The following is a 22,076-nucleotide window of genomic DNA, read 5'->3' on the forward strand; positions in this document are numbered from 1 at the left end:
ATACTCAGTTAAGAAAAAGTTTCCATAACATTAGCAATTTTGTAAAAATAATTATTTAAGTTCCATAAAAAGTATTTTTAACACTCGTTTATTTAATAGATATTAAGTAAAATACTTAGGCATATAAAACCACTCTTCTATTTCTTTAAGTAAAAGAGTGGTTTTATCATAATTTTAAATTTCCTATTCTATAATATAGGAGATACCAATCTAATTAAGGACTCTTTAATTTTGAGAGACAAACTCCTACTATCGTATATTTCCCTAGTTATCTCTTCTGAGCACTCCATGTCCTTCATAAACTGCTTTTCTCCATCCTTTGCAATTCTATCGTCATAAATAAATGCATTAACTTCAAAGTTAAGCTTAAAGCTTCTAATGTCTAAATTAGCTGTTCCTATGCTCATTACTAACCCATCAGCTACTATTGTTTTTGCATGAATAAAACCATTTTGATAACTATATATTTTAACACCTGCTTCTAATAATTCTCCCACATAAGAACTTGCTGCCCATTGCATGAAGAAATGATCTGGTTTTCCCGGTATTATAATCCGTACATCTACCCCTGATAATGCAGATATTTTTAATGATTCCAATATTGGTGAATCAAGAACTAGATACGGAGTTTCCAAATACAAATTATTCTTAGCATTATTAATTAATTTTAAATAAGCATTTCTAATATATTCTTCCTTGTGATCCGGGCCACTAGTTACAATCTGTATTCCCACATCTCCTAAGTCTTTCTTGAATTCTTTTGCATATTTATTATAATCAATTATTTTTTCACCAGATGCATGACACCAATCCAATAAAAATCTTTCATTTAATGCATTAACTGCCTCTCCCTCTATTCTTACATGAGTATCTCTCCAAAAGCCAACTTCAGGATCTTCATTTATATATTCTTTTCCAACATTAAACCCTCCAACATAGCCGTACTGACCATCAATAACAACTATTTTTCTGTGATTTCTATAATTTATACGAGTATTTATATGTGGTAAAATTCCTGGAAAAAACAGTGAAAACTTCCCACCTGCATTCAAGTATTCCCTAAGAACTTTTTTACTCAACTTGCGTGATCCCATACTATCTAATAATAATCTAACTTCTAATCCGCTTTTAACTTTCTTAGTTAGTTCATCAAGTATCTGTTTTCCAATAGTGTCTCCTCTAAATATATAATATTCAACATGAATAAACTTTTTAGCATTTTTTATGTCTTCAATTAACTGACTAAATTTTTCTTTTCCATTTACATATACATCAATTTTATTATTAGTAGTGTATTTTACGCCAGAATTATTAAAATTTAGCCTCCTTAAATCAGCAAATTTTTCTCCTCCATCATGACTGTGTTTATTGGATTTATATGTATCTTTTAAGTTTTTTCTCTTCTTTTCATCAAATTTTATTTTTTCCTTAAAAATCTTTTGTCTGCTTAGATTTTGACCAAACATGATGTAAATCACAAATCCAAGGCCAGGTAAAATCATTAATATTAAGATCCATGCCCATGTTGTTGTTGGATCTTTTCTTTCTATAAACACTAATGATAAAGAAAAAAGTATATTCAAAACTAAAGTTATAACTGTTAAGCCTAAAAGTATGTTCATTGATTCACATCCCTATATTAAACTCTTCCCTATTCTAATATTGTATCATAATAACTTATTCTAAAAAAAATATTATTTGCTTTTTTAGATGTAATATTACTCATAACTAAAAATTAATTTCATTTTTAATAAGAAAACTACTACTAATATTATTTCAAATATTGCATAAACAATAAGTAGTAATAAGTTTTTACTATTAAACACATATATATAAGTCAACTTCTTGACTTTTTTTGATTTCTTAATATATAATATTATTAAAATTTTATATTGTGCGATGAATAGGAGTACTAGTAATAATTATATCTTAAAGAGAGCTGTTGTTTGGTGTAAAATAGCGTTATATTATTATGAACTTGCCTAGGAGCTTACTTGTTAAAAGCAAGTACGGTAAACCCGTTAAAATAATAAGTGAGAAGGATAAATTTGTTTTTTATCTCTTCTAATTAAGAGTGGTACCACGGAAATTATGCTTTCGTCTCTTTGTTTTAGAGATGAGAGCTTTTTTAATTTATCCATTATTAATGTATAATTTTAATATTTTAATTAAAACTTTGTTTTAATAACATATTTTTCAATTATTATAAGTGTTTTTCTTTTATATGCATTATATTGTGCATTTTACATTAAAATTATAGGAGGCTATATCATGGCAAATTACGGAACAAAAATTGATGAAAAGTGGCAAAAATTTTGGGAGGAGAATGAGGTTTATAAATTTAATCCTGAAAATTTAGATAAAAAACTCTATACATTAGAAATGTTTTCTTATCCATCAGGTGCTCAATTGCATGCTGGTCACTGGTTTAACTATGGTCCAACAGATTCATGGGCAAGACTTAAGAGAATGCAAGGATATAATGTATTCCAACCAATGGGATTTGATGCCTTTGGATTACCTGCTGAAAATTATGCTATAAAAACAGGAATTCATCCTCAAGATTCTACTTTAAAAAATATTGAGACAATGGAAAAACAATTGAAATCTATGGGTGCTATGTTTAACTGGGAAAACGAAGTTGTTACTTGTCTTCCTGATTATTATAAATGGACTCAATGGCTATTCTTGAAACTTTACGAGAAAGGTCTAGCTTACAGAAAAAAAGCACCTGTAAATTGGTGTCCATCATGCAATACAGTATTAGCTAATGAACAAGTTGTTGATGGTGTTTGTGAAAGATGTAGTACTGAAGTTACAAAGAAAGATCTTACTCAATGGTTCTTTAAAATAACTGAGTACGGCGATGAATTACTTGATAAATTAGATGGTTTAGATTGGCCTGAAAAAACAAAGTCTATGCAAAAGCACTGGATTGGAAGATCTTATGGTGCAGAGGTTACTTTCAAAGTCAAGGATTCAGATTTGAAATTCGATGTATTTACTACAAGAGTTGATACTTTAAACGGTGTTACTTATGTAGTTTTAGCTCCTGAAAACAAACTAGTTGATGAGTTAACTCTTCCAGAGTATAAGGCTGCTGTTGAAGAATATAAGGAAGCTGCTGCAAAGCAATCTGAAATTGAAAGACAATCAGTTTCAAAAGAAAAGACAGGAGCATTCACAGGATCTTATGCCATTAACCCTATTAACGGAAAAATAGTTCCTATTTGGATTTCTGATTATGTATTGGCTACTTATGGTACAGGATGTGTTATGGCAGTTCCTGCTCATGATGAAAGAGATTTTGCTTTTGCAACAAAATTCAATTTACCAATCGAAAGAGTTATAACTGATAAAGAAAATACTAATCCAGACCTTCCATATTGCGAATATGGAGTACTTGTTAATTCAGGAAAATTCGATGGATTAACAACTGATGAGGCTAAAAAGAAAATCGTTGAAGAATTAGAAAAAGATGAATTAGGAGCAATGAAGAAAAACTTCAGATTAAGAGACTGGCTAGTTTCAAGACAAAGATATTGGGGTGCTCCAATTCCTGTTATATACTGTGATGATTGTGGAATAGTTCCAGTACCTGAAAAGGATCTTCCAGTGAAACTTCCTTACAATGTTGAATTTACGCCAGATGGTAAATCACCATTAGGTAAATGTGAGGATTTTGTAAATACAACTTGTCCTCATTGTGGGAAGCCTGCAAAGAGAGAAGCTGATACTTTAGATACTTTTGTATGTTCATCTTTTTACTATTTAAGATATGTAGACAATAAAAACGATGATGCACCTTTTGATTCTGAAAAAGTCAACAAAATGCTTCCTGTAGACAAATATGTTGGTGGACCAGAACATGCTTGCATGCATTTATTATATGCTAGATTCATAACAAAAGCTCTAAGAGATATGGGATATTTAAACTTTGATGAACCATTCTTAAGCTTAACTCACCAAGGATTGATATTAGGACCAGATGGACTTAAAATGAGTAAATCAAAAGGAAATACTATTTCTCCTGATGATTATATTAAAGAATATGGCGCTGACGTATTTAGAATGTATTTAATGTTTGGATTTGGTTATACTGAAGGTGGAGCTTGGAGCGACGATGGAATAAAATCTGTTGGCAAATTCGTGGATAGAATTGAAAGAATCCTTGAAAATTGCAGAAATATAATAAATTCAAATGAGAGCACTAAAGATTCTATTGATTCAGCTGAAAAAGAATTAAACTTCTGGAAACATAATACTATTAAAGGTGTTACTGAAGACGGAGATAAAATGCAATTTAACACTGCAATAGCAAGACTTATGGAGCTTACAAATGCTCTTAATAAGTACACTCAAGAAAATATTAAAAACGCAAACTTCTTAAAAGAAACTATAGTTGATTTCATAAAACTACTTGCACCATTTGCTCCTCACTTTGCTGAAGAGCAATGGAGCTTACTTGGAAATAATTCAACAATCTTTAATGAAAAATGGCCAGAATTTAATCCTGCTGCTTTAGTTAAAGATGAAGTCGAAATTGCAATCCAAATAAATGGTAAAATAAAGACTAAAATCATGGTAGCTTCTAATTTAGATGAAGAAGGTATAAAATCTGCTTCATTAGAAAATGAGACTATTAAAGAAAATACTGAAGGTAAAACTATAGTTAAAGTTATTGTAATTAAAGGAAGACTTGTTAATATAGTTGTAAAATAAAAAAGTGGCCACTTGGCCACTTTTTTATTTATGACTTTTCCTTATTCCTACTTATCCCCTTGCTTAACTATCAAAATTTATACTATTAAATATTCCTCCAATATCCTTAAGTGAATTAAATATTAAAGTCGGCTGTATTTCAGATTCCTTTAGATTTTTCATTTGAGTTTCCCCTGTCAAGACTAGAATTGTAACTGCCTTATTGCCTTTTCCTATAGCAATATCTGTATATAACCTATCTCCTACAAAGGCAACTTCTTCTTCTTTAAGTTTCATATTCTTAAGTATATAATTCAAAGTATAAGAAGACGGCTTACCAAAAAATGTAGGTTTCACTCCTGTAGATGCAGTAATCATTGAACATATAGATCCACAATCTGGCATAAAACCATTTTCTATAGGACAATTGAAATCTGGATTTACCGCCAAAAAAGTAGCTCCATTTCTAATAAAGTCACATGCTTTTGAAACATTTTTATAAGCTAATGAAGTATCAAATCCTGCTACTACCACCTCTGCATTTTCTCCTACTATATTAATATTGGAATTTACAAAATCTTTTTTTAAATATTCGTTACCTAAAACAAATACTCTTTTATTTTGAAATTCTCTTTTTATATAATCAATTATTACTTCATTAGATATCATCATCATGTCATCCTTTACGTCATAGCCCATATTAGTTATTTTATTTATATAAAATTCAGCATTTTTTGAAGAATTGTTTGTAAAGAATTTAAACTTTATATTATTTTCATCTAATATTCTTAGGAATTCTATAGATCCGTCTAATAATGTGTTACCTAGGTATACTGTTCCATCTAAATCAAGAATAAAACATTTTATCTTTTTTAATAATGTTCTCTCATCCTCTTTTATATCTAAATATTTATTTAACATGCTATGCCCTCTCAGCTAAATAATTTTTAATCTTATATGAAAATTCATCTAGTAAATCCAAATCACCTAAAAAACTTAAAATTGTATATCTCGGCCTAACCTCTTTAGCCATTACTGTTGCATCTAACATCGTTTTAATCTCAATTCCAACATCCTCTGGTTCAGCTGCTGCACCAACTTTTTTAAGAATAGCTTTTATTTCCCCTGCTGTCGGGATATCTTTAATAACATCTTTTATTTCATTAATGTTTTCTCTAATGCTGCTAATTCTTTCTAATCTACTTTCTATAGAATTCCTTTTTTCTTTTGCAGCTGTTTTGATAATTTCAGGTGCTGCTTTTCCATAAAATTGTTTAATATTTTTTTCCCATTGGTCTTGATCAAATAGCTTAGCTTTATTAATAGCTTGATCAAAATTAATTTCATATTCAGATAATATTTCACGTAATTTCGTAGTTATGATTGTAGATATTCCCACCTTTGTTCCATGAAGCACAGCTTTTTTACCTTCAAATAAAAACATCATTTCTAGATAATGAGCTAAATGATGTTCAGAACCTGAAGCTGGTCTTGAATTGCCAACAAAGCTCATAGCAATTCCAGTTAGAACTAATGCTTCCATTAGATTTTTTATTGCCGTTTCATCCCTATTTATCATTTTCTCTGAATTATCCATACATTTTTGTATAGAATCCTCTACCATTTTAACTGTTACATCGCAATAATATTCTTTATTTATAATCTTGCTAAGTTTCCAATCATTTAATGCAGAATACTTTCCAACAATATCTCCAAATCCAGCTAGAATCATTTCCATAGGTGCATCTTTCAATATATTAACATCTCCAATAATTGCTTTAGGCACATCAACTTGATAAGTAGTTTTAAGATTTTCAACTATTAATGCAGAACCATTTGATGCAAATCCATCCATAGATGGTGCAGTAGCCACAATAACTGATGAAATTTCTAGTTTACGACTAACAAATTTGCCTAAATCATTTAATGTACCTGAGCCTATTGTTAAAATAACATCTATATCTTTATCAAACTGCATAAATAGTTTACCTACAGCACTTTCATCCGGAACAAGATCATCCTCTGGTTCAAATATAAATTTTTTATACTCAAATTTTCCTTCTTTCAATGCAGCTTCAACTAGATTTCCAGCTGCTTTATAAGTATTTTTATCCGCTACAACTAATGCATTTTTAAATCCTAAATCTCTCAATATATCAGGCACTTTTTTAATTGCATTTTTTTCTATTAATACACGTTCTAAACCTATATTATGTGCTCTGCCACATGTGCATTTTAATCCACTTTTTAGAAAATCATCTATTTTTAAATCACTAACATTGTTTATATTTAACTCCATGCATATCACTTCCTAATTAATATTTTTGCTTAATTAACAATGAGTATGTTGCAATACTTTGTATATGTCTGAAACTCTTGATTCATAAGTAACTAAATATACTTCTAAAGAAGTACAAAATTGCAGCATACATATTTATTTTTATTAATTAAAATATACCTAAGGCTCCTAAAATTGCTCCTGCAAGTATAAGCACAACCATTAATTTAATTGGAGATGTCCCTCTTCTTACCATTTTTAATACAATCAACGTTAATGCAAATGGTATTAACCCCGGCATTAATTTATCTAATAAATCTGTTTGCAAACTAAATTTAACTTCTCCCATATTAAAACTCAAATTAGTTTGTAAAGTAATAAATCTTCCAACTAGTCCTCCCATTACGAGAGTTCCAAGTACTGATGCAGTCTCAATTACTTTATTAATTTTCCCACCTTGTAATATTTGTTCTACTGCTTTCTTACCAAGATTGTATCCGCTCATCCATAAACTTAATGAAATACTAGTCATTATTGCATATTGTGCTATTAAAAATATAATTGGACCAAAAATATTCTTAGTATTTGTAATTCCTATACATATTGCAAGCAAAATAGGTGTAATAATTCCCTGTGTCAATGTATCACCAACACCTGCAAGGGGCCCCATTAATCCTGTTTTTATCGCATTAAAACCTTCATCATTAATTGGATTACCACCAGCCTTCTCCTCTTCCATGGCTATAGTAATACCATGTATAACTGATCCACAAATAGGTTCTGTATTAAAAAAAGCTAAATGCCTTTGTACTGCTGCCTTTTTATCTTCATTACTCTTATACAATTTTTTTATTACAGGTAACATGGAATGTGCAAAAGCCGTAGCTTGTAATCTTTCGTAATTATAATTTGATTGTGCGAAAAAAAACCATCTAATCCATGACTTTATTACATCTCTTTTATCTAAAACTTTAGTTTTATTATCATCAATTGATTTATTTTCAGGTATAATCTTTATATTTGACATGTATATTCCCCCCTTGTAAATTTTCTTCTATGCATTATTAGGTGATGAATTATTGCCTTTTATTGCAGTTACTGTTAATGCAATTACTAGTCCTATTATAGAAATGATAACTATATCAAGTTTAAAATATACTGACATTATAATCCCTAGTACAAAAAACGGCATTGTAAATGAGTTTCCTATTAGTTTTAAGTTCATTGCAATACCTAATGCTGGTAACATTGCTCCTATTACATTAAATACATGCAATACACTATCATTCATAACACTTAACATTCCAGACACTGCATCGGGACCGAAATATACTACTAATGCAGCTGGAATGAAGCTAAGTAAAAATAATACTATTTGCGGCGGTATTGTATTTATGAGACTGAGTGAATCTATATTCCCCTTTTCTACCTCTCTATCAGCCCAATGAACAAAAAATGAGTTAATTGTCATTTTTCCTATCCATAATACTGTAGCTATAGTTCCAAGTGGAACTGCAATTGCCATAGCAGTTGATACATCTAAGCCGGAAGTTATAGCCAATGCAGTACCTACATATCCTGCAAATGATGGATCACCCATTTGAGCTCCACCCGCTGATATAAATCCTAGATATATAACATTTATACCTGCACCTATTAATGCTCCCTCCAGAGGTTGTCCTAATATTATTCCTGTTATTAGTCCTGCTACTAAAGGCCTATTAAATGTAAAAAATCCAACATAAGTAAACCATGGACTCCATGAAATATAGTAAAATAACCCTATTAATACCGCTTGTAGAATCGTAACATGCATATAAATTCCTCCTAAATTATAATTTAATTACTAATCACTTCTATAATAATTTATCTAATGTTATTTGTTTTGCATCAGGGACAATTTGCATAAAAACCTTTACACCACATCTCATAAGTTCCCTAAACGATTCTCTTTCTTCATCAGAAACTGAAATATTTTTATATAGTTGTTTTCTTCCTTGTCGTGCTCCCATTCCTCCAAGATTTAACTCCTTAATTCCAATTCCTGCTTTTACAAGACCAAGGACAGTCATAGGAGCTTTAACTAAAATCAATATTCTCTCACCATCGTCATCTTTATTTAAAATTTTAACTGCATCATCTACTCCATATATCTCCACTTTAAGTGAACTAGGTGCTGCAGATTTTAGAACCATTTGCATAAATGAATCTTGTGCTACTGCATCATCTACTACTATAATTTTAGTTGCCTTTGTAATTTTGGACCATGCAGTTGCAACTTGACCATGTATTAGCCTATCATCAATTCTTGTAAGAACAATATTTAACATATATAATCTCTCCCTTTTTCCATTTATTTTAATAATGTATTTAATTCATTAAATAATTCTTTTACTCCCATAACCCCTGCTTCCATGCAATGCGCCGTCAATTCATCTAACTCATAAGATTCTCTCATAGTAATTGCTTCAAGTAACATAGGTAAATTAACACCTGTTATACATTTAAATTTAATATTACTTATTTTATTTGAATTTAAAGCAACAACATTATAAGGACTTCCACCTAACAGATCTGCCAGTACTAAAACACCTTCCCCGTTGTCTAACAATTTAATAGATTCTCTAACCTTGTCTCCTAATACTTCAATACTATCTCCATGTTCAAGTCCTAAAGTTAATATCTTATCTTGTTTTCCTACAATAAGCTCAGCACTTTTTAATATTTCTTCTGAAAATTTTCCGTGAGTGACGAGTAAAATTCCTATCATAAGATTCACCTCCTCTTGTTTTTCTTTATACCTTATATACAAGCAACTATCGTGCCAATAATTAACTTAAAGCGTCTCACTATATATAGCATAGTATTTGAACCATTCTGGACACTATGCTCTTGCACATTTTTTAGTTAATACAATATTTCTCATCATAAAAAAATTTATTTATTTGATAATTTAATATTTAAAAATCAGCATGTGTATTCAATGTGTATTTAATGTGTATTTAATGTGTATTTAATGTGTATTTAAAAAAGTCTAAATGCAAATACACATTTAGACTTTTTAGTATTACTATTATATTTTTATTAAGCTCAAGGGGCACCTCGTCCAGGAGTGTTACGGATGCTAGCTATCGGATAAATTACAGTAACTTTAACTTACTGTTAAACATCTTCTTCAATTTTAATATTGTTTAAATCAAAATTAATATCCACCATTTCAACTATATATGCTAGTTCACCATTAGGAATGTGTATTCCAAATACTTCTTCAACTATAATAAAATTATTTTTTACAACCTCAAAAAGTTGCTCTTTTGCAGCTTTAATTTGATGAAATTTTTTATACGGCAATGTCTCATTTCTTATAACTCTTTCAATCATACATGAACAATGAAATAAAAACTTAATATACATGGCATCATCAATGTCTTTGTTATAAATAGACGCTATATTTTTCAAAACTTCATCTAACGTTTTAGACGCTTTTTTAGCACTTAAAAAAGTTAATATTTCTTCTAGCATGCTCACAGCATAATCTCTACAATTTATATTTTCTGATTCAACTTCCATTGGTGGATTACTTATTTTTATACCGTCTCCAATTAATGAGCTTACGTTTTTTACACTTTCAACTAATATATCCATAGTTATATCAGGCATCATTGCCTTTCTAGCAGCCTCAATAACCATTGGAGTGCTAACCATTTTCAGCATTTGTGTTTTTATACCAGTTTTTTCTGCAATTATATCTGAAAATGTGGTTAGTGATCCCATGTCTACTAATAAAAGAACTCCTCCTTCACAATCGATTTCTTTAACCATATCTATAGCCTTGCTTAGGGCTATCTCCACCTTTTCTTCCAACGGCATATCCAATGCATGAATACAGTTGCAGCCTAAAAGTGCCTTTGCAACTTCTACCATATTAGTCGCAGTCCCATTCCCGTGAGCAATAACTAAAACTTGAATATTTCCACACGCTCTTTTTGTATTTACTGAATATAAAAACATAGTTATAAATGCTACTTCATCGTTAGGTACTTTAATTGAAAACTGTTTTTCAATTTTCAATTTTATTCTTTCAGCTATATTGTATTCATTTATATGCTCCTTATAAGAACTTTCTAAGTTTGGATAAATTGTTACATTTCCTGACTTTAAACGTTCTATAAGGGTTTCAATATGCAACGCCAGGCTATAAATTAACTTTGTATCTGTACTATTAGCAAAATAATCTTCATTTTCAAAAAATGATTCTTCTATAATATTAACGATTTCAGGCGTTACAATTTTTGATAAGACTTCTTTATTTATAGTTAAATTTTGAGACTTTTCTGATAGTGGTGAGTTATTAAAACGATCTCGAATTTGATTATTTATATTCTCCCTAATTTGGTTTACAGACAAGCCATCTTCATAAAACTTTTGTGCTCTTTCTAACATAACATCATAGAAATCTTCTTCAGTATCATATTTATCATAAAGCATTAAGCCATTTAAGCTATCATCAAATTCCTCATTGGAACTATTAAATGTTATGGACTCAAAGTCATTTAAATCAAAATATTTAAAAAGTTCTTGCCTTTTATCCTCTATTGTAAATAATCCTTCTTTAAAACGCTGTGAAAGCTGTGATAACTTAACGTGTACGTATTTTTGATCTTGTGTTATATATTCAACAAATGCATTGGCACAAATAAGCTGGATATCATTTTTCAGTTGGCCTATATTACCTGGGCATTTGTAAAGCAGCAGCACTTTTAAAACTTCTTTCGATACTTTTAATTGAGACTTAATTTTAAGACACTCGTTTTTAAAAAATTCATAAATAAGTTTCATTCTCTCTTTTAAGGAACGTTCATCTAAACTTGGTAGTTTAATAGTTACTGGAATTCTTCTTAAGAAAGTACTTAGTATAGTAGATTTAGGATCTTCAGTAGTAGCTGCTATAAACAATATATTAGCTCTTCTTGTATTTTCAGATTCTCCTAATCTACGATAGCTGCCCCTATCTATTAATGAAAATAACATTTCTTGCCCTTCTGGTGGTAAACGATGAACTTCATCTAAAAAGAGAATTCCGTTATTAGCTTCATCTATTAACCCTTTTTTTTCTTTATCTGCTCCTGTAAATGCACCCTTTGCATGTCCAAACAGATGTGATAATAATAATTGAGAATTTTCTGCATAATCTGCACAATTGAAAATAACATATGGTGCGTTAGTTTCGAGTGTCCCTACATTTATAGCATATCTATACATCATTTCTGCAAAAGTAGTTTTTCCAACTCCAGTAGGCCCAATTAATAATGTATGTAATCCACTAGTTGGATATAATATTGCTGCTTTTGCCTGTTTAATTTGTGATTTTAAGGAATCCTTATTTCCTATTATATTTTCAAATATATCCTTAGTCTTATTTTTTGTATTTCCTAAATTATTATTAATTTCATTAGTATTACAAACTTCCATGATATTCTTACTTTGTGACTCTAAATTTAGCTCTTTATTTATAATTTTTCTAAAGAAATTATATTCTTTTATTATTGGTTCGTTTATCTTTATTTTATAAGTAGATTCTAGATAATCTTTATCTAAATATAATACAGGCTTGCCCAATATCTTAACTGCCTTCCCTTCATTTACAAGACAGTTTAATTCTTTACTAACATTATTTCTTGATATTTTTAGTTCTTCAGCTATATAACTTGCTTCAAATCCTATTTTCTCTATTAAGTCATTATCAAAAGCAGTCTCAGCTGTAAGCTGTTTTAACCTTCCATACACTCTATCTTTTCTACTCAATTTATTATTTTCTGGTTTTATAATCATACAATAGCCCAATCCCTTTTAACATTTTCAAATTATTTATTAAATTATTTCTACCTATTGTAATATATGTGTTACCGCTCTTATATAATTCTAAATTAAAATTATAATTATACTTCAATTATAATAATCAAAAACTTTCCTCGTTAGCTCTAACTCCAAATCATGTGATTGAAATCCAAATAAATCAATATGGAGTTTATGAATTAAATCTATATCCTGTTCCCCAAAGGGTTTCAATATACTCTGGATTTCCTGGATCTTTTTCAATCTTCTTTCTTAACTTTTGTATATGAACTGCTACAGTTGCTGTATCTCCATAATAATCCTCTCCCCATATTCTATCGAATAATTGATCTTTAGTGAAAACTATATTTGGATTAGAAGCTAAAAATACCATAAGCTCATACTCTTTTGTAGTAAGAATAACCTCTTTTCCATTTACAAAAACTTTATGTGAATCTGTTCTTATCTCCAATGCTTTATGGCTAATAATATTGAATTGGGGTCTATTTCCTGATAACCTCTCATATCTAAGCATATGAGACTTTATTCTGGCTACTAATTCTGCCGGACTAAAAGGTTTGGTTAAATAATCATCTGCACCAAATCCTAAGCCCTTTATTTTATCAATATCTTCACTTCTTGCTGATACTATTATTATAGGTATTTCATATTTTTCTCTAACTTCTCTTACTATTTCATACCCATCTTTACCTGGCAGCATTAAATCAACTATTATAAGATCATATGTACCAATAAGAGCTTTTTTTAATCCTTGAATACCATCCTGAATTATTTCCACTTTATAACCATTTAATTGAAGATATTCTTTTTCTAGTTCAGCGATATTTATATCATCTTCTATAATTAATATTTGTTTCATATGCTTCCTCCTCTTTATTATTTATGCCTTTAAATGACACAACGTCAGATATCTATGATCCGTATCACTCCTTTTATTTAATCACGAGATAACAGCTGCACACTACTGAGCATTGTGCCCCTTGTTGGTATAAATTCAACTATAGTTCTCTCCACCTGAAAAGTTTCACTTTATTGGTAGCTCTATAGTAAATGTACTTCCTTTCCCCATTATACTTGATGCATAAATTTTTCCTCCATGAGCTTCTACCATTTCCTTTGCAATTGCAAGTCCTAAACCTGTACTCATAAAGTCTTTTGTACGTTCTGTATCTATACGGTAAAATCTATTAAATATATTTGAAAGTTTATCTTCTGGAATCCCAGGACCATTATCTTTAATTTCTATTTTAATCCATTCATTATTATTACTTAATTCTACTTTAATTATTGAATCTTTTTGCCTTCCATATTTTATAGCATTCCCTATAACATTCCTAATAACTTGATATATTCTTTTTCCATCTATGTTAATTTCTAATTCTTCCGACAACCTATCTTCAAATTTAAATTCAATATCCTTTTCTTTAAGAACAAAATCAAACTCTTCCATAAGGTCACTCATAAATGCCTTAAATTTGACTATCTCAAAATTAAAATCTAACTTTTGCATATCTAATTTTGAAAATAAAAACAAATCATCAATAAGGTTATTTATATAAGTAGTATTATTATGAATTATATTTAGATAATTGTTCACTTTATCTGGTGAAGTAACAACACCATCTACTAAGGCTTCAATATATCCATTAATTGAAGTAATTGGAGTTTTTAAATCATGGGAAATATTAGCTATCAATGCTTTTCTATTTTCTTCATATTCAAGTTTCATCTCTTCAGATTTTTTTAAGGTTTCAGCCATCTTATTAAAATCATATATCAAAATTCCTATTTCATTATATACGTCGTTATCAATTTTTACGTCATAATTACCCCTAGCTATCTGTTCAACACCATCTTTTAACTTCTCTATAGGTTTCATAATTCTTTTTTCCATTCTCATAGTGATATATATATGAGAGCTTTGATGAATAATAAAAATTATTGCAAAAAATATAGTAATTGCTTTTACATCTACAAATTTAAATATAGAAAAAACAAGTAATATGCTTATTAAAATTCCCGTTGGACGCATCCATCTTAGATATCTATGTATCCTATTAAATTCATTAAATTGTTTATGATGTATTTTTTGATACTCATAAACTAACCCATAACGCATTTCATTTAACTCTTTGAGTTTTTCAAAAAATTCCCGATGTTCTTCATCAATTCTATTATGAAAATAAGGATGAACTCTTCCTCTAAATCTTCTAATGCTTTCCACCACCTTAAAATAAATTTCTACCATTGTAATGATTATAACATTACAAATTAACTTTTAATAAATTAAATTAAAACCGCCTATTAATAATTCTAATAAAATCAATTCTATGAGATACTTAAATTTTGATTTAGAACAAAGTTCCTTATTTATTTATAAATGAAAATCTCTAAATAATTGAATTTTACATCAATAATTTAGAGATTTCTGAATTTCAACCCCTCTTTACATTAAGAAATACTCATTTTTCTTAATAGATTTTTCACATCAGTTGCATATATATATTTATCATCTTCTTTAATCATCACTCTAGTGCGACATTTAAAGCATTTATTATCACAATGCGTTGTCTCAAATTGAATTCCTCTATTATTTAGAGCTTCAACTAATTCATTATACTTTCTGGTGTTAGTACAAATAAGATATTTGGGCATTTACTACTATCTCCTAACTTAATTAATTTACCAAACTAAATCTAGTGATCCATTTACAGCATTTTCGCCTTTAGAAGAAATTTCTACTTTCTCAACTTCATTATCTTTATTTGCATATATTTTTAATATAGCATCGCTGTTTTCAGAACATAATAATTCTTTTATAAATTTATGATGCTTATGAAAACCTCTATCATCACTTTCCTTCATTTGTCTTATATGCTCCATTATCTTTTCTTCATCCATTCCTTTATGGCATTCTTTATGCATGTCCTTGATTTCTTTAAATACCTCTTTCAATTCTAAAGAAATAATAGCCTTTTCATCTTTTTCCTCTACTTGCACATTATTTAATAAATTTAATATAAAAGTAACTTTTGAAAGTCCTCCTTTTATTCCACCGTGACCATGCATTCCGTGCATATTCATCCCATGATTATGCATTCCTCTATGAAATCCATGATGCGGGCAATTCTTTATATTGAATTCTGAATTACTTTCATGTTTTACTTTTCTGCCTTCAGCATCTAAATCAACATTTATATTAGCTTTTGTTTCCCCACTTTTAGTATTAGTTTCAAATTCATTTGAAAATGATAATACTTTCACATCTCCTTTGGTTGCTTCCAATTTTACGCTTCCTTTAAACACTTCTTTTTCCTTCATAGTTTTAAATACATCATATAATACTTTAATTTTATTCATTTATAACGCCTCCCAATATTTTCAAAGATTTATTTCCTTGCTTGTTATGAATTCATTATAAAATCTAATTTTAAAAATCCTTTAAAGCAATTATAAAAATTTTATAAAAAAATAGAAATCCCTCAAAAGGGATTTCTATTTATACTATGGAACAAATCACTATAGCTTTTCTTCTTAATTTACTAATTATAAATTTTTAACTATAAGCCATCTTATTTTATTACATTTTGCGGAGTACCTTTTAACCATTTTTCAATATTATCAAAAACAATAACCGCTCTCTTTTCGAAAGCTTCAGCCGTTGCAAATGCAACATGAGGAGTAACTATTAAATTCTTTGCTCCAAACAATACATGATCTGTAGGAATTGGTGGCTCGATTTCAAATACATCTACTCCCGCACCAGCAATTTTGCCATTATTTAAAGCTTCTGCAAGTGCTGAACTATCTAAAACAGGACCTCGTGCTGTATTTATTAAGATTGCACTTTCTTTCATTAATGATAGTTTTTGATCATTTATTAATCCTTTAGTACTTTCATTTAGTGGAACATGAAGCGATACTATATCACAAGTAGCCATTAATGTATCTAAATCTACAAATTTGATTCCTTCAACATCTTTTTTAGTCCTGCTATAAGCGTATACATCACATCCAAATGCTTTAGCAATTGCAGCAGTTCTCATACCTATAGCTCCTGCCCCTACTACTCCAAACTTCTTTCCTGCGAGTTCAAATCCCACAAGCCCATTCTTTGTTCCACCCTCTCTAGTCACCTTATCACATGGTATAATATTTCTATATAGAGAAATAACCATACCAAATACTAAGTCTGCAACTGCAGCAGTTGAGTATCCAGCACAATTGCATACTAAAATGTCTCTTTCCTTACAGTAATCCATTGCAACATGGTCTACTCCTGTAAACGCAACACAAATCATTTTCAAATTTGGACAGTTTTCTATTACCTCTTTTTTATATGGAAGATTAGATAGTACTACAGCATCAGCATCTTTACTTCTTTCTATTAATGTTTCGGTATCTTCTGCTCTTGTATCATAATATATTATGTCTACTTCATTTCCTAAGCTTTCCTTTGCCATTCCCAATAACTTATCCTTATTTACACCTAATGGCTCCAATATCACTAATTTCATTTTCTTCATTCTCCTTTATATATTAATTTATATTTAAAAATGATTTGTTAAAAGAGCTTTATCTATATTATAATGATACATCCCTATTAGAATCTTTTGAATAGATATATGTGAAATTTTTTATTTTAATTATCCTCATAGAAAAAAGATTCGGATATTTTCTTCTGGAGTATCTAAGAAAACATCCGAACCTTTTTTCATATTAACCAACGTATACGTGATATTTCTAAACGCAATTTCGGAAATAAAATTGAAATATCAGTATATGGTAAATTACATGAATTTGCAAATAATGTTTACATATCGTATTTGTTGCTTCAACTTACTAAATATTAATTTTATTATTGTAAATAAGACTTAGTAAGCTGAGCATATTTACCAACTTAGTTTTAAAATAATAATGTATAAATTTTGAGCCATATAATTCATTCGTTGTAAGAGTACTTACCTTGCATTACCTGATGACTTAATGCAGATTTTGATAGATTAAAATTTTTAGAACGTATTGCTTATAAATACAACTATTTTTCAAAATCTTTATACATTAAACTTGGCTGTATTCCTTTATTATTCTGATATTTCCCACTGCTATATAAATCATATTCTCCATGGATATCATGATAATATATTTGGCATATTTCTACGTTAGGATAAACTTTTATTGGTTGAACGCAAAAGATTTCTAACGTCCAATAGCCTGAAAATCCAATATCTCCGAATCCAGCTGTAACGTGAATGAATAATCCTAACCTACCTGTTGAAGAGCGCCCTTCAAGCATAGGGACGTATTTACTAGTACTGGTAAATTCATTTGTCCTTCCTAAATATAATTTGCCTGGTTCTAGTAATAATCCATCCTCTGGAATTTTTATAACCTTTGTTGGATTTGGAGTTTTCATATCTAAAATATCATTTTCATAAACTAATAATTCATTATGTAAAGACAAATTGTAACTATTAGGATTTATCTTTTTCTCATCAAAAGGTTCAATTATTATATTACTACCAATATTTCTTAATATTTCTTTTCCTGATAATATCATTAGTTTTCCTCCAAGCTATATACTTTAATAAATAGTTCATAATGTATTGTTTTAATGTATTAAAGCTAATAAATTCTAAATGCCTAACCAATAATATCACAATATATAAGCGAATTTATGCATTTAATATTTCTTTAAACTCAAACAATATTTTTTTAACATTCTCTTCTTCTAAAGGCTTATAGCTATTTAAATATCCTGAAGCATCAAGGGCTTCATATGCTTTCTTACTCATTGAAATCCAATTTTCAGGTATATAAATCCACACTATATCCTCATATTTACAACTTAATAAAAAATGTTCTAATCCTCTAAATGCATATTCTTCAATTTCGTGAAGCTCATTTAGAGTTTTATAATCCTCAACTATTTTGGAACTTAACTCACATTTATATATGTCTACATAGAAGAAATCAAATTTATTCTTTTTTGCTTTAAAGGCATCCCCTTTTATTATTCGTATTTTTTCATTTTTAGGAAAATTATTATTATATAATTTTATTATTTCTTCACTAATTTCATATACAATTACTTCTTCTACACTATTTTTTTTTGCAATTTCTTGAACTACATATCCAATACCAAGTCCAATTACACCAACTTTTCCGTGAGCAAAAGAAATTGCTCCATATGAACTTTCAACTGTCTCTGGTGTTAGTTTCATTAAATCATTGCCATTTTTATATAATTGAATTATATCTATATCATATTCTTCTTCATTTTCATACATATAACCTTGTAATTCTTGCTTTATTATGGTATCTTTAACTATTTTATAGTCGCCACAAGTTCCTTGATTAATTAAGTCACTATATCGCTTTATCTCTTGGAACACAAAACTTTTATTATATGGTTTCATAGTTAATTCCCCTTCTTACAATATTTAATGCAAAATCTTTAATAGTCCTATTTATTATAGCACATTTTCCAATTTATGTATAATATTGTATAATTTATTTATTAACATTATATATTCAATAAACCATAATATAATAGCACATTCTTAGCCATAATATAACTATTAATATTAACTTTTTATTTTAATATATATATGCTATACTTACTTTAATGATTTAATATCATTAATATTTCACAAAGTAGGTGTTTATATATGAAAAATGTTAATATAAGTGAAGAAGCTTATAATGAATTTAAAGCTTTTTTAGAAGAAAATAAAATAACTGATTTCAACATTAGAATAAATTTTGCTGGTTATGCATGTAGCGGCCCAGTTTTTAACATATCTGTTTCAGAAGCTACTGATGCTGACGAAGTTGAGAAAATGAATGATATTTCATTTATATACGAAAAATCCCTAATAGAACAATTTGGTGGATTTATAATACTTTCTTCTGATGAAAATGAAGGTAATGGTTTAAGCTTAAAGCCCGTTATAGCGCCTGAAGGCGGATGCGGTGGTTCTTGCTCAGGATGCCACTAAAATCATACAAAAAAATGTAGAATAAATGTAGAATATTTATTCTACATTTTTTTGTTGTTATAAGTTCTTACATCATCTAAGATTAACCTTGCAAAAAGCTTAATTCTTGTCCTACTGTTAATCAATTTACTTATTTGTACTATCAACCGACTCTATTTTCCACTGTACATCCCCATAATCATCACTTATTTTATATATACCTTCTAAAAGATCTATCCAATAATGATTTTTTATAACTTTACTTTCCTTATCTTCACCTGTGACTCCCTTTAAATTTTCTTCATTAAATTCATTAAAATAGTCATATGTTTTTGAAGAAATTTCATACATGTATTTAAAAGATTGTAAATCTTCACTTTCTAACTGTACTTTACTTGATTCTTTCTTCATCTCTCTACTTAAAGTAGATAACATATACTCCTTTATTTTTTCATTTATATTATTTTCCATTATCTTATCTGTTTTAATCACCTTAGAAAAAAACGGTATTGCATTTTGATTATACGCTCTATACTGTTGCCATAATTCTATTATGTCATTAGACATTTCATCATAATTCTTATAAAGTTTTAATAAATCTTCATTTTTTAAACTATTTTCTTCAATTCCTTTAGACAATATGTCCATATTACTTTCATTTCTTTGTTTAAAATCCTCTATCTTAGTATAGGATTCCTGACCTAGCTTGTATTTATAATTGCTCAATTTAAATGATACATATATATTAAATATTATACTTACTACAAGAAGTATAGATAAAAGCCTTACATAATCTGTATTTTTTGTTCCTTTGGTCAAGAATATCACTCCTCTATACTGTAATTTATTTTAACATATTCCCTTATGTTTGCCTATTTAAAATTAGCTAATAATTTACCTATCTAGCCCAATCATGTATTGCTTCATTTACCATTTTTAATCCGATATTTCCACCTGAGCTTTCTTTCTTTTCAGTATTTATTCTTTTAATCTCTCCATAGGGATTTTTTAATGATAATTCTTCATTTCCGGATATAACCCATATAGTTTTTTTATTAATTGGCTTTACCTTAAGCTCTCTTTCTCCAACACCATCTGTAAAATATATTAATACAGCACTTCTTAAATTATTTTCATTTATATACTTAAATACAGGTGTAAATTTCGTAGATCCATTATCCTTACTTCTCTTTCTTATGTCATTCTCATTTCTTAAGTCATATACTTTTCTAATTTCACTATCACATTCTATAATTGTGATTTTATTTTTAATATTTGAAGTTATTGACAGTATCTCCACTAGTATCTTATGCATATCACCATCCTTCATGCTGGCACTTATATCTATTGCTACAATTAATTCAGTTTGACTTTTAGGTAGTCTTCCTCTTAAATCTAATCTTTCCGGCTGCCTTCTATTCCTTCTTGTTATTGTCCTCTTATATCCTGATTTCACACTTGGAAGAATATTCTTAAGTACTACTTGCCAAGGTATTTCCGCTTTTTCTTTATACGCTAGAATTATATTTTCTAATCCTTTTGGAGTATTTTCATTATAAGCGCTTAGAGCCGTTTTCTTAGTCAAATTACTAATATCTTCATCACTTATTTGAGCACCCTCCCACAGATCATGGACTTTTGACATATCTACTTCATATTTCGAATCATCATCTTTATCAACTTTATCTTGCTTTATCCTAGACTTAATTGATTTATGAATTTCTTCTGCATATTCCTCAACACTTCTATTTTCATCAAGTGACAAATTATATTCCATATTAACTGCATCAAGTCTTTTGCTAAAGGGTGGTAAATCTTTTATATACTGATTAATTGAAATATCTAAAGCAACATTTACTGCCTCTTTACTAAATCTAGCCTTCAATTTTCTTTCTCTTTCAAAATGAGAATTCATTATATGATATATTTCATGTTTAAATAATGCTGCCATTTCTTTTCTATTACAATCCAAAAACAAAAATGGATTGAAATGCATCTCAAATCTATCACGCTTTGGAATAGTTGCTACTGGCGCAGTTAATGTAGTATTTATTTTCCGTTGAACTCTAAGCATGAATTGTCCAAAAAAAACATCTTGAGTTTGCAGCAAATATAATATAATATCCTCTATTAACTCAAAGAAATTTTTTTTATAATTGTCACTAAATTTATCATCTTCACGCAATTGATAGGCCTCTTTTAAAAGTTGCTGTCTTTTTTCTTCAAAATCCATACTCTCCTCCCCCTCTTTTATTGATTAC

Annotated in this window: 19 protein-coding genes and 1 other annotated feature; of the genes, 2 read left to right on the forward strand and 17 right to left on the reverse strand. The window is 28.9% G+C overall.

Features of this window, described 5'->3' with window-relative positions; translation table 11 throughout:
• Window positions 1-188 precede the first annotated feature (188 nt).
• Window positions 189-1,622, reverse strand: coding sequence for a cardiolipin synthase (gene cls / locus PZA12_RS22210; RefSeq protein ID WP_078114411.1), 1,434 nt, complete (start codon window positions 1,620-1,622; stop codon window positions 189-191).
• 268 nt (window positions 1,623-1,890) lie between these two features.
• Window positions 1,891-2,108, forward strand: a binding site (T-box leader).
• A gap of 163 nt (window positions 2,109-2,271) precedes the next feature.
• Between cls and leuS the strand changes: the two genes are divergently transcribed.
• Complete coding sequence (leuS, locus tag PZA12_RS22215) at window positions 2,272-4,722, forward strand: leucine--tRNA ligase (RefSeq protein WP_103698851.1); 2,451 nt, start codon at window positions 2,272-2,274, stop codon at window positions 4,720-4,722.
• Window positions 4,723-4,785: 63 nt separating this feature from the next.
• Here leuS and PZA12_RS22220 read toward each other — a convergent pair whose 3' ends face one another.
• From PZA12_RS22220 to PZA12_RS22285, 14 genes are all read right to left on the reverse strand, one after another.
• Window positions 4,786-5,622 (reverse strand): HAD-IIA family hydrolase, encoded by an 837-nt coding sequence (locus tag PZA12_RS22220; protein WP_103698850.1) that lies wholly within the window; start codon window positions 5,620-5,622, stop codon window positions 4,786-4,788.
• Between the two features lies 1 nt (window position 5,623).
• Window positions 5,624-7,000, reverse strand: a complete 1,377-nt coding sequence (locus PZA12_RS22225) for a sn-glycerol-1-phosphate dehydrogenase (protein ID WP_103698849.1) — start codon at window positions 6,998-7,000, stop codon at window positions 5,624-5,626.
• Between the two features lie 148 nt (window positions 7,001-7,148).
• The gene (locus PZA12_RS22230; protein ID WP_103698848.1) at window positions 7,149-8,006 is read right to left on the reverse strand and encodes a PTS system mannose/fructose/sorbose family transporter subunit IID; all 858 of its coding nucleotides are present in this window, start codon (window positions 8,004-8,006) and stop codon (window positions 7,149-7,151) included.
• A 27-nt stretch (window positions 8,007-8,033) separates the two neighbouring features.
• Entirely contained in the window at window positions 8,034-8,795 is a 762-nt protein-coding gene (locus tag PZA12_RS22235) for a PTS mannose/fructose/sorbose/N-acetylgalactosamine transporter subunit IIC (protein WP_103698847.1), read from the reverse strand.
• A gap of 40 nt (window positions 8,796-8,835) precedes the next feature.
• Window positions 8,836-9,309 carry a PTS system mannose/fructose/N-acetylgalactosamine-transporter subunit IIB gene (locus PZA12_RS22240; protein WP_103698846.1) on the reverse strand — a complete coding sequence of 158 codons (474 nt, stop codon included), beginning with the start codon at window positions 9,307-9,309 and terminating at the stop codon, window positions 8,836-8,838.
• 23 nt (window positions 9,310-9,332) lie between these two features.
• Window positions 9,333-9,749, reverse strand: a complete 417-nt coding sequence (locus PZA12_RS22245) for a PTS sugar transporter subunit IIA (protein ID WP_103698845.1) — start codon at window positions 9,747-9,749, stop codon at window positions 9,333-9,335.
• A 392-nt stretch (window positions 9,750-10,141) separates the two neighbouring features.
• Window positions 10,142-12,811: a sigma-54-dependent transcriptional regulator gene (locus PZA12_RS22250; protein ID WP_103698844.1), complete on the reverse strand. Its 2,670-nt coding sequence runs from the start codon at window positions 12,809-12,811 to the stop codon at window positions 10,142-10,144.
• 196 nt (window positions 12,812-13,007) lie between these two features.
• Window positions 13,008-13,694, reverse strand: coding sequence for a response regulator transcription factor (locus PZA12_RS22255; protein ID WP_077843865.1), 687 nt, complete (start codon window positions 13,692-13,694; stop codon window positions 13,008-13,010).
• Between the two features lie 165 nt (window positions 13,695-13,859).
• Window positions 13,860-15,083 carry a sensor histidine kinase gene (locus PZA12_RS22260; protein ID WP_077843866.1) on the reverse strand — a complete coding sequence of 408 codons (1,224 nt, stop codon included), beginning with the start codon at window positions 15,081-15,083 and terminating at the stop codon, window positions 13,860-13,862.
• A gap of 203 nt (window positions 15,084-15,286) precedes the next feature.
• Window positions 15,287-15,490, reverse strand: coding sequence for a hypothetical protein (locus PZA12_RS22265; protein ID WP_017211237.1), 204 nt, complete (start codon window positions 15,488-15,490; stop codon window positions 15,287-15,289).
• Between the two features lie 27 nt (window positions 15,491-15,517).
• Window positions 15,518-16,195, reverse strand: coding sequence for a hypothetical protein (locus tag PZA12_RS22270; RefSeq protein WP_103698843.1), 678 nt, complete (start codon window positions 16,193-16,195; stop codon window positions 15,518-15,520).
• Between the two features lie 212 nt (window positions 16,196-16,407).
• Entirely contained in the window at window positions 16,408-17,352 is a 945-nt protein-coding gene (locus PZA12_RS22275) for a 2-hydroxyacid dehydrogenase (protein ID WP_103698842.1), read from the reverse strand.
• A gap of 521 nt (window positions 17,353-17,873) precedes the next feature.
• Entirely contained in the window at window positions 17,874-18,395 is a 522-nt protein-coding gene (gene dcd, locus PZA12_RS22280; RefSeq protein ID WP_103698841.1) for a dCTP deaminase, read from the reverse strand.
• A 115-nt stretch (window positions 18,396-18,510) separates the two neighbouring features.
• Window positions 18,511-19,254, reverse strand: coding sequence for a hypothetical protein (locus PZA12_RS22285; RefSeq protein ID WP_103698840.1), 744 nt, complete (start codon window positions 19,252-19,254; stop codon window positions 18,511-18,513).
• A gap of 252 nt (window positions 19,255-19,506) precedes the next feature.
• On the opposite strand from PZA12_RS22285, the gene PZA12_RS22290 reads away from it, so the two are divergent.
• The gene (locus PZA12_RS22290) at window positions 19,507-19,836 is read left to right on the forward strand and encodes a HesB-like protein (protein WP_077837191.1); all 330 of its coding nucleotides are present in this window, start codon (window positions 19,507-19,509) and stop codon (window positions 19,834-19,836) included.
• Between the two features lie 126 nt (window positions 19,837-19,962).
• Here the strand turns inward: PZA12_RS22290 and PZA12_RS22295 are convergent, their stop codons facing one another.
• Both PZA12_RS22295 and PZA12_RS22300 read right to left on the reverse strand, forming a co-directional pair.
• Entirely contained in the window at window positions 19,963-20,634 is a 672-nt protein-coding gene (locus PZA12_RS22295; RefSeq protein ID WP_077837190.1) for a hypothetical protein, read from the reverse strand.
• A gap of 79 nt (window positions 20,635-20,713) precedes the next feature.
• Window positions 20,714-22,048, reverse strand: a complete 1,335-nt coding sequence (locus PZA12_RS22300; RefSeq protein WP_103698839.1) for a VWA-like domain-containing protein — start codon at window positions 22,046-22,048, stop codon at window positions 20,714-20,716.
• Window positions 22,049-22,076 lie beyond the last annotated feature (28 nt).

This window comes from Clostridium beijerinckii (assembly GCF_036699995.1).
GTDB classification, from domain to species: Bacteria; Bacillota; Clostridia; order Clostridiales; family Clostridiaceae; genus Clostridium; species Clostridium helianthi.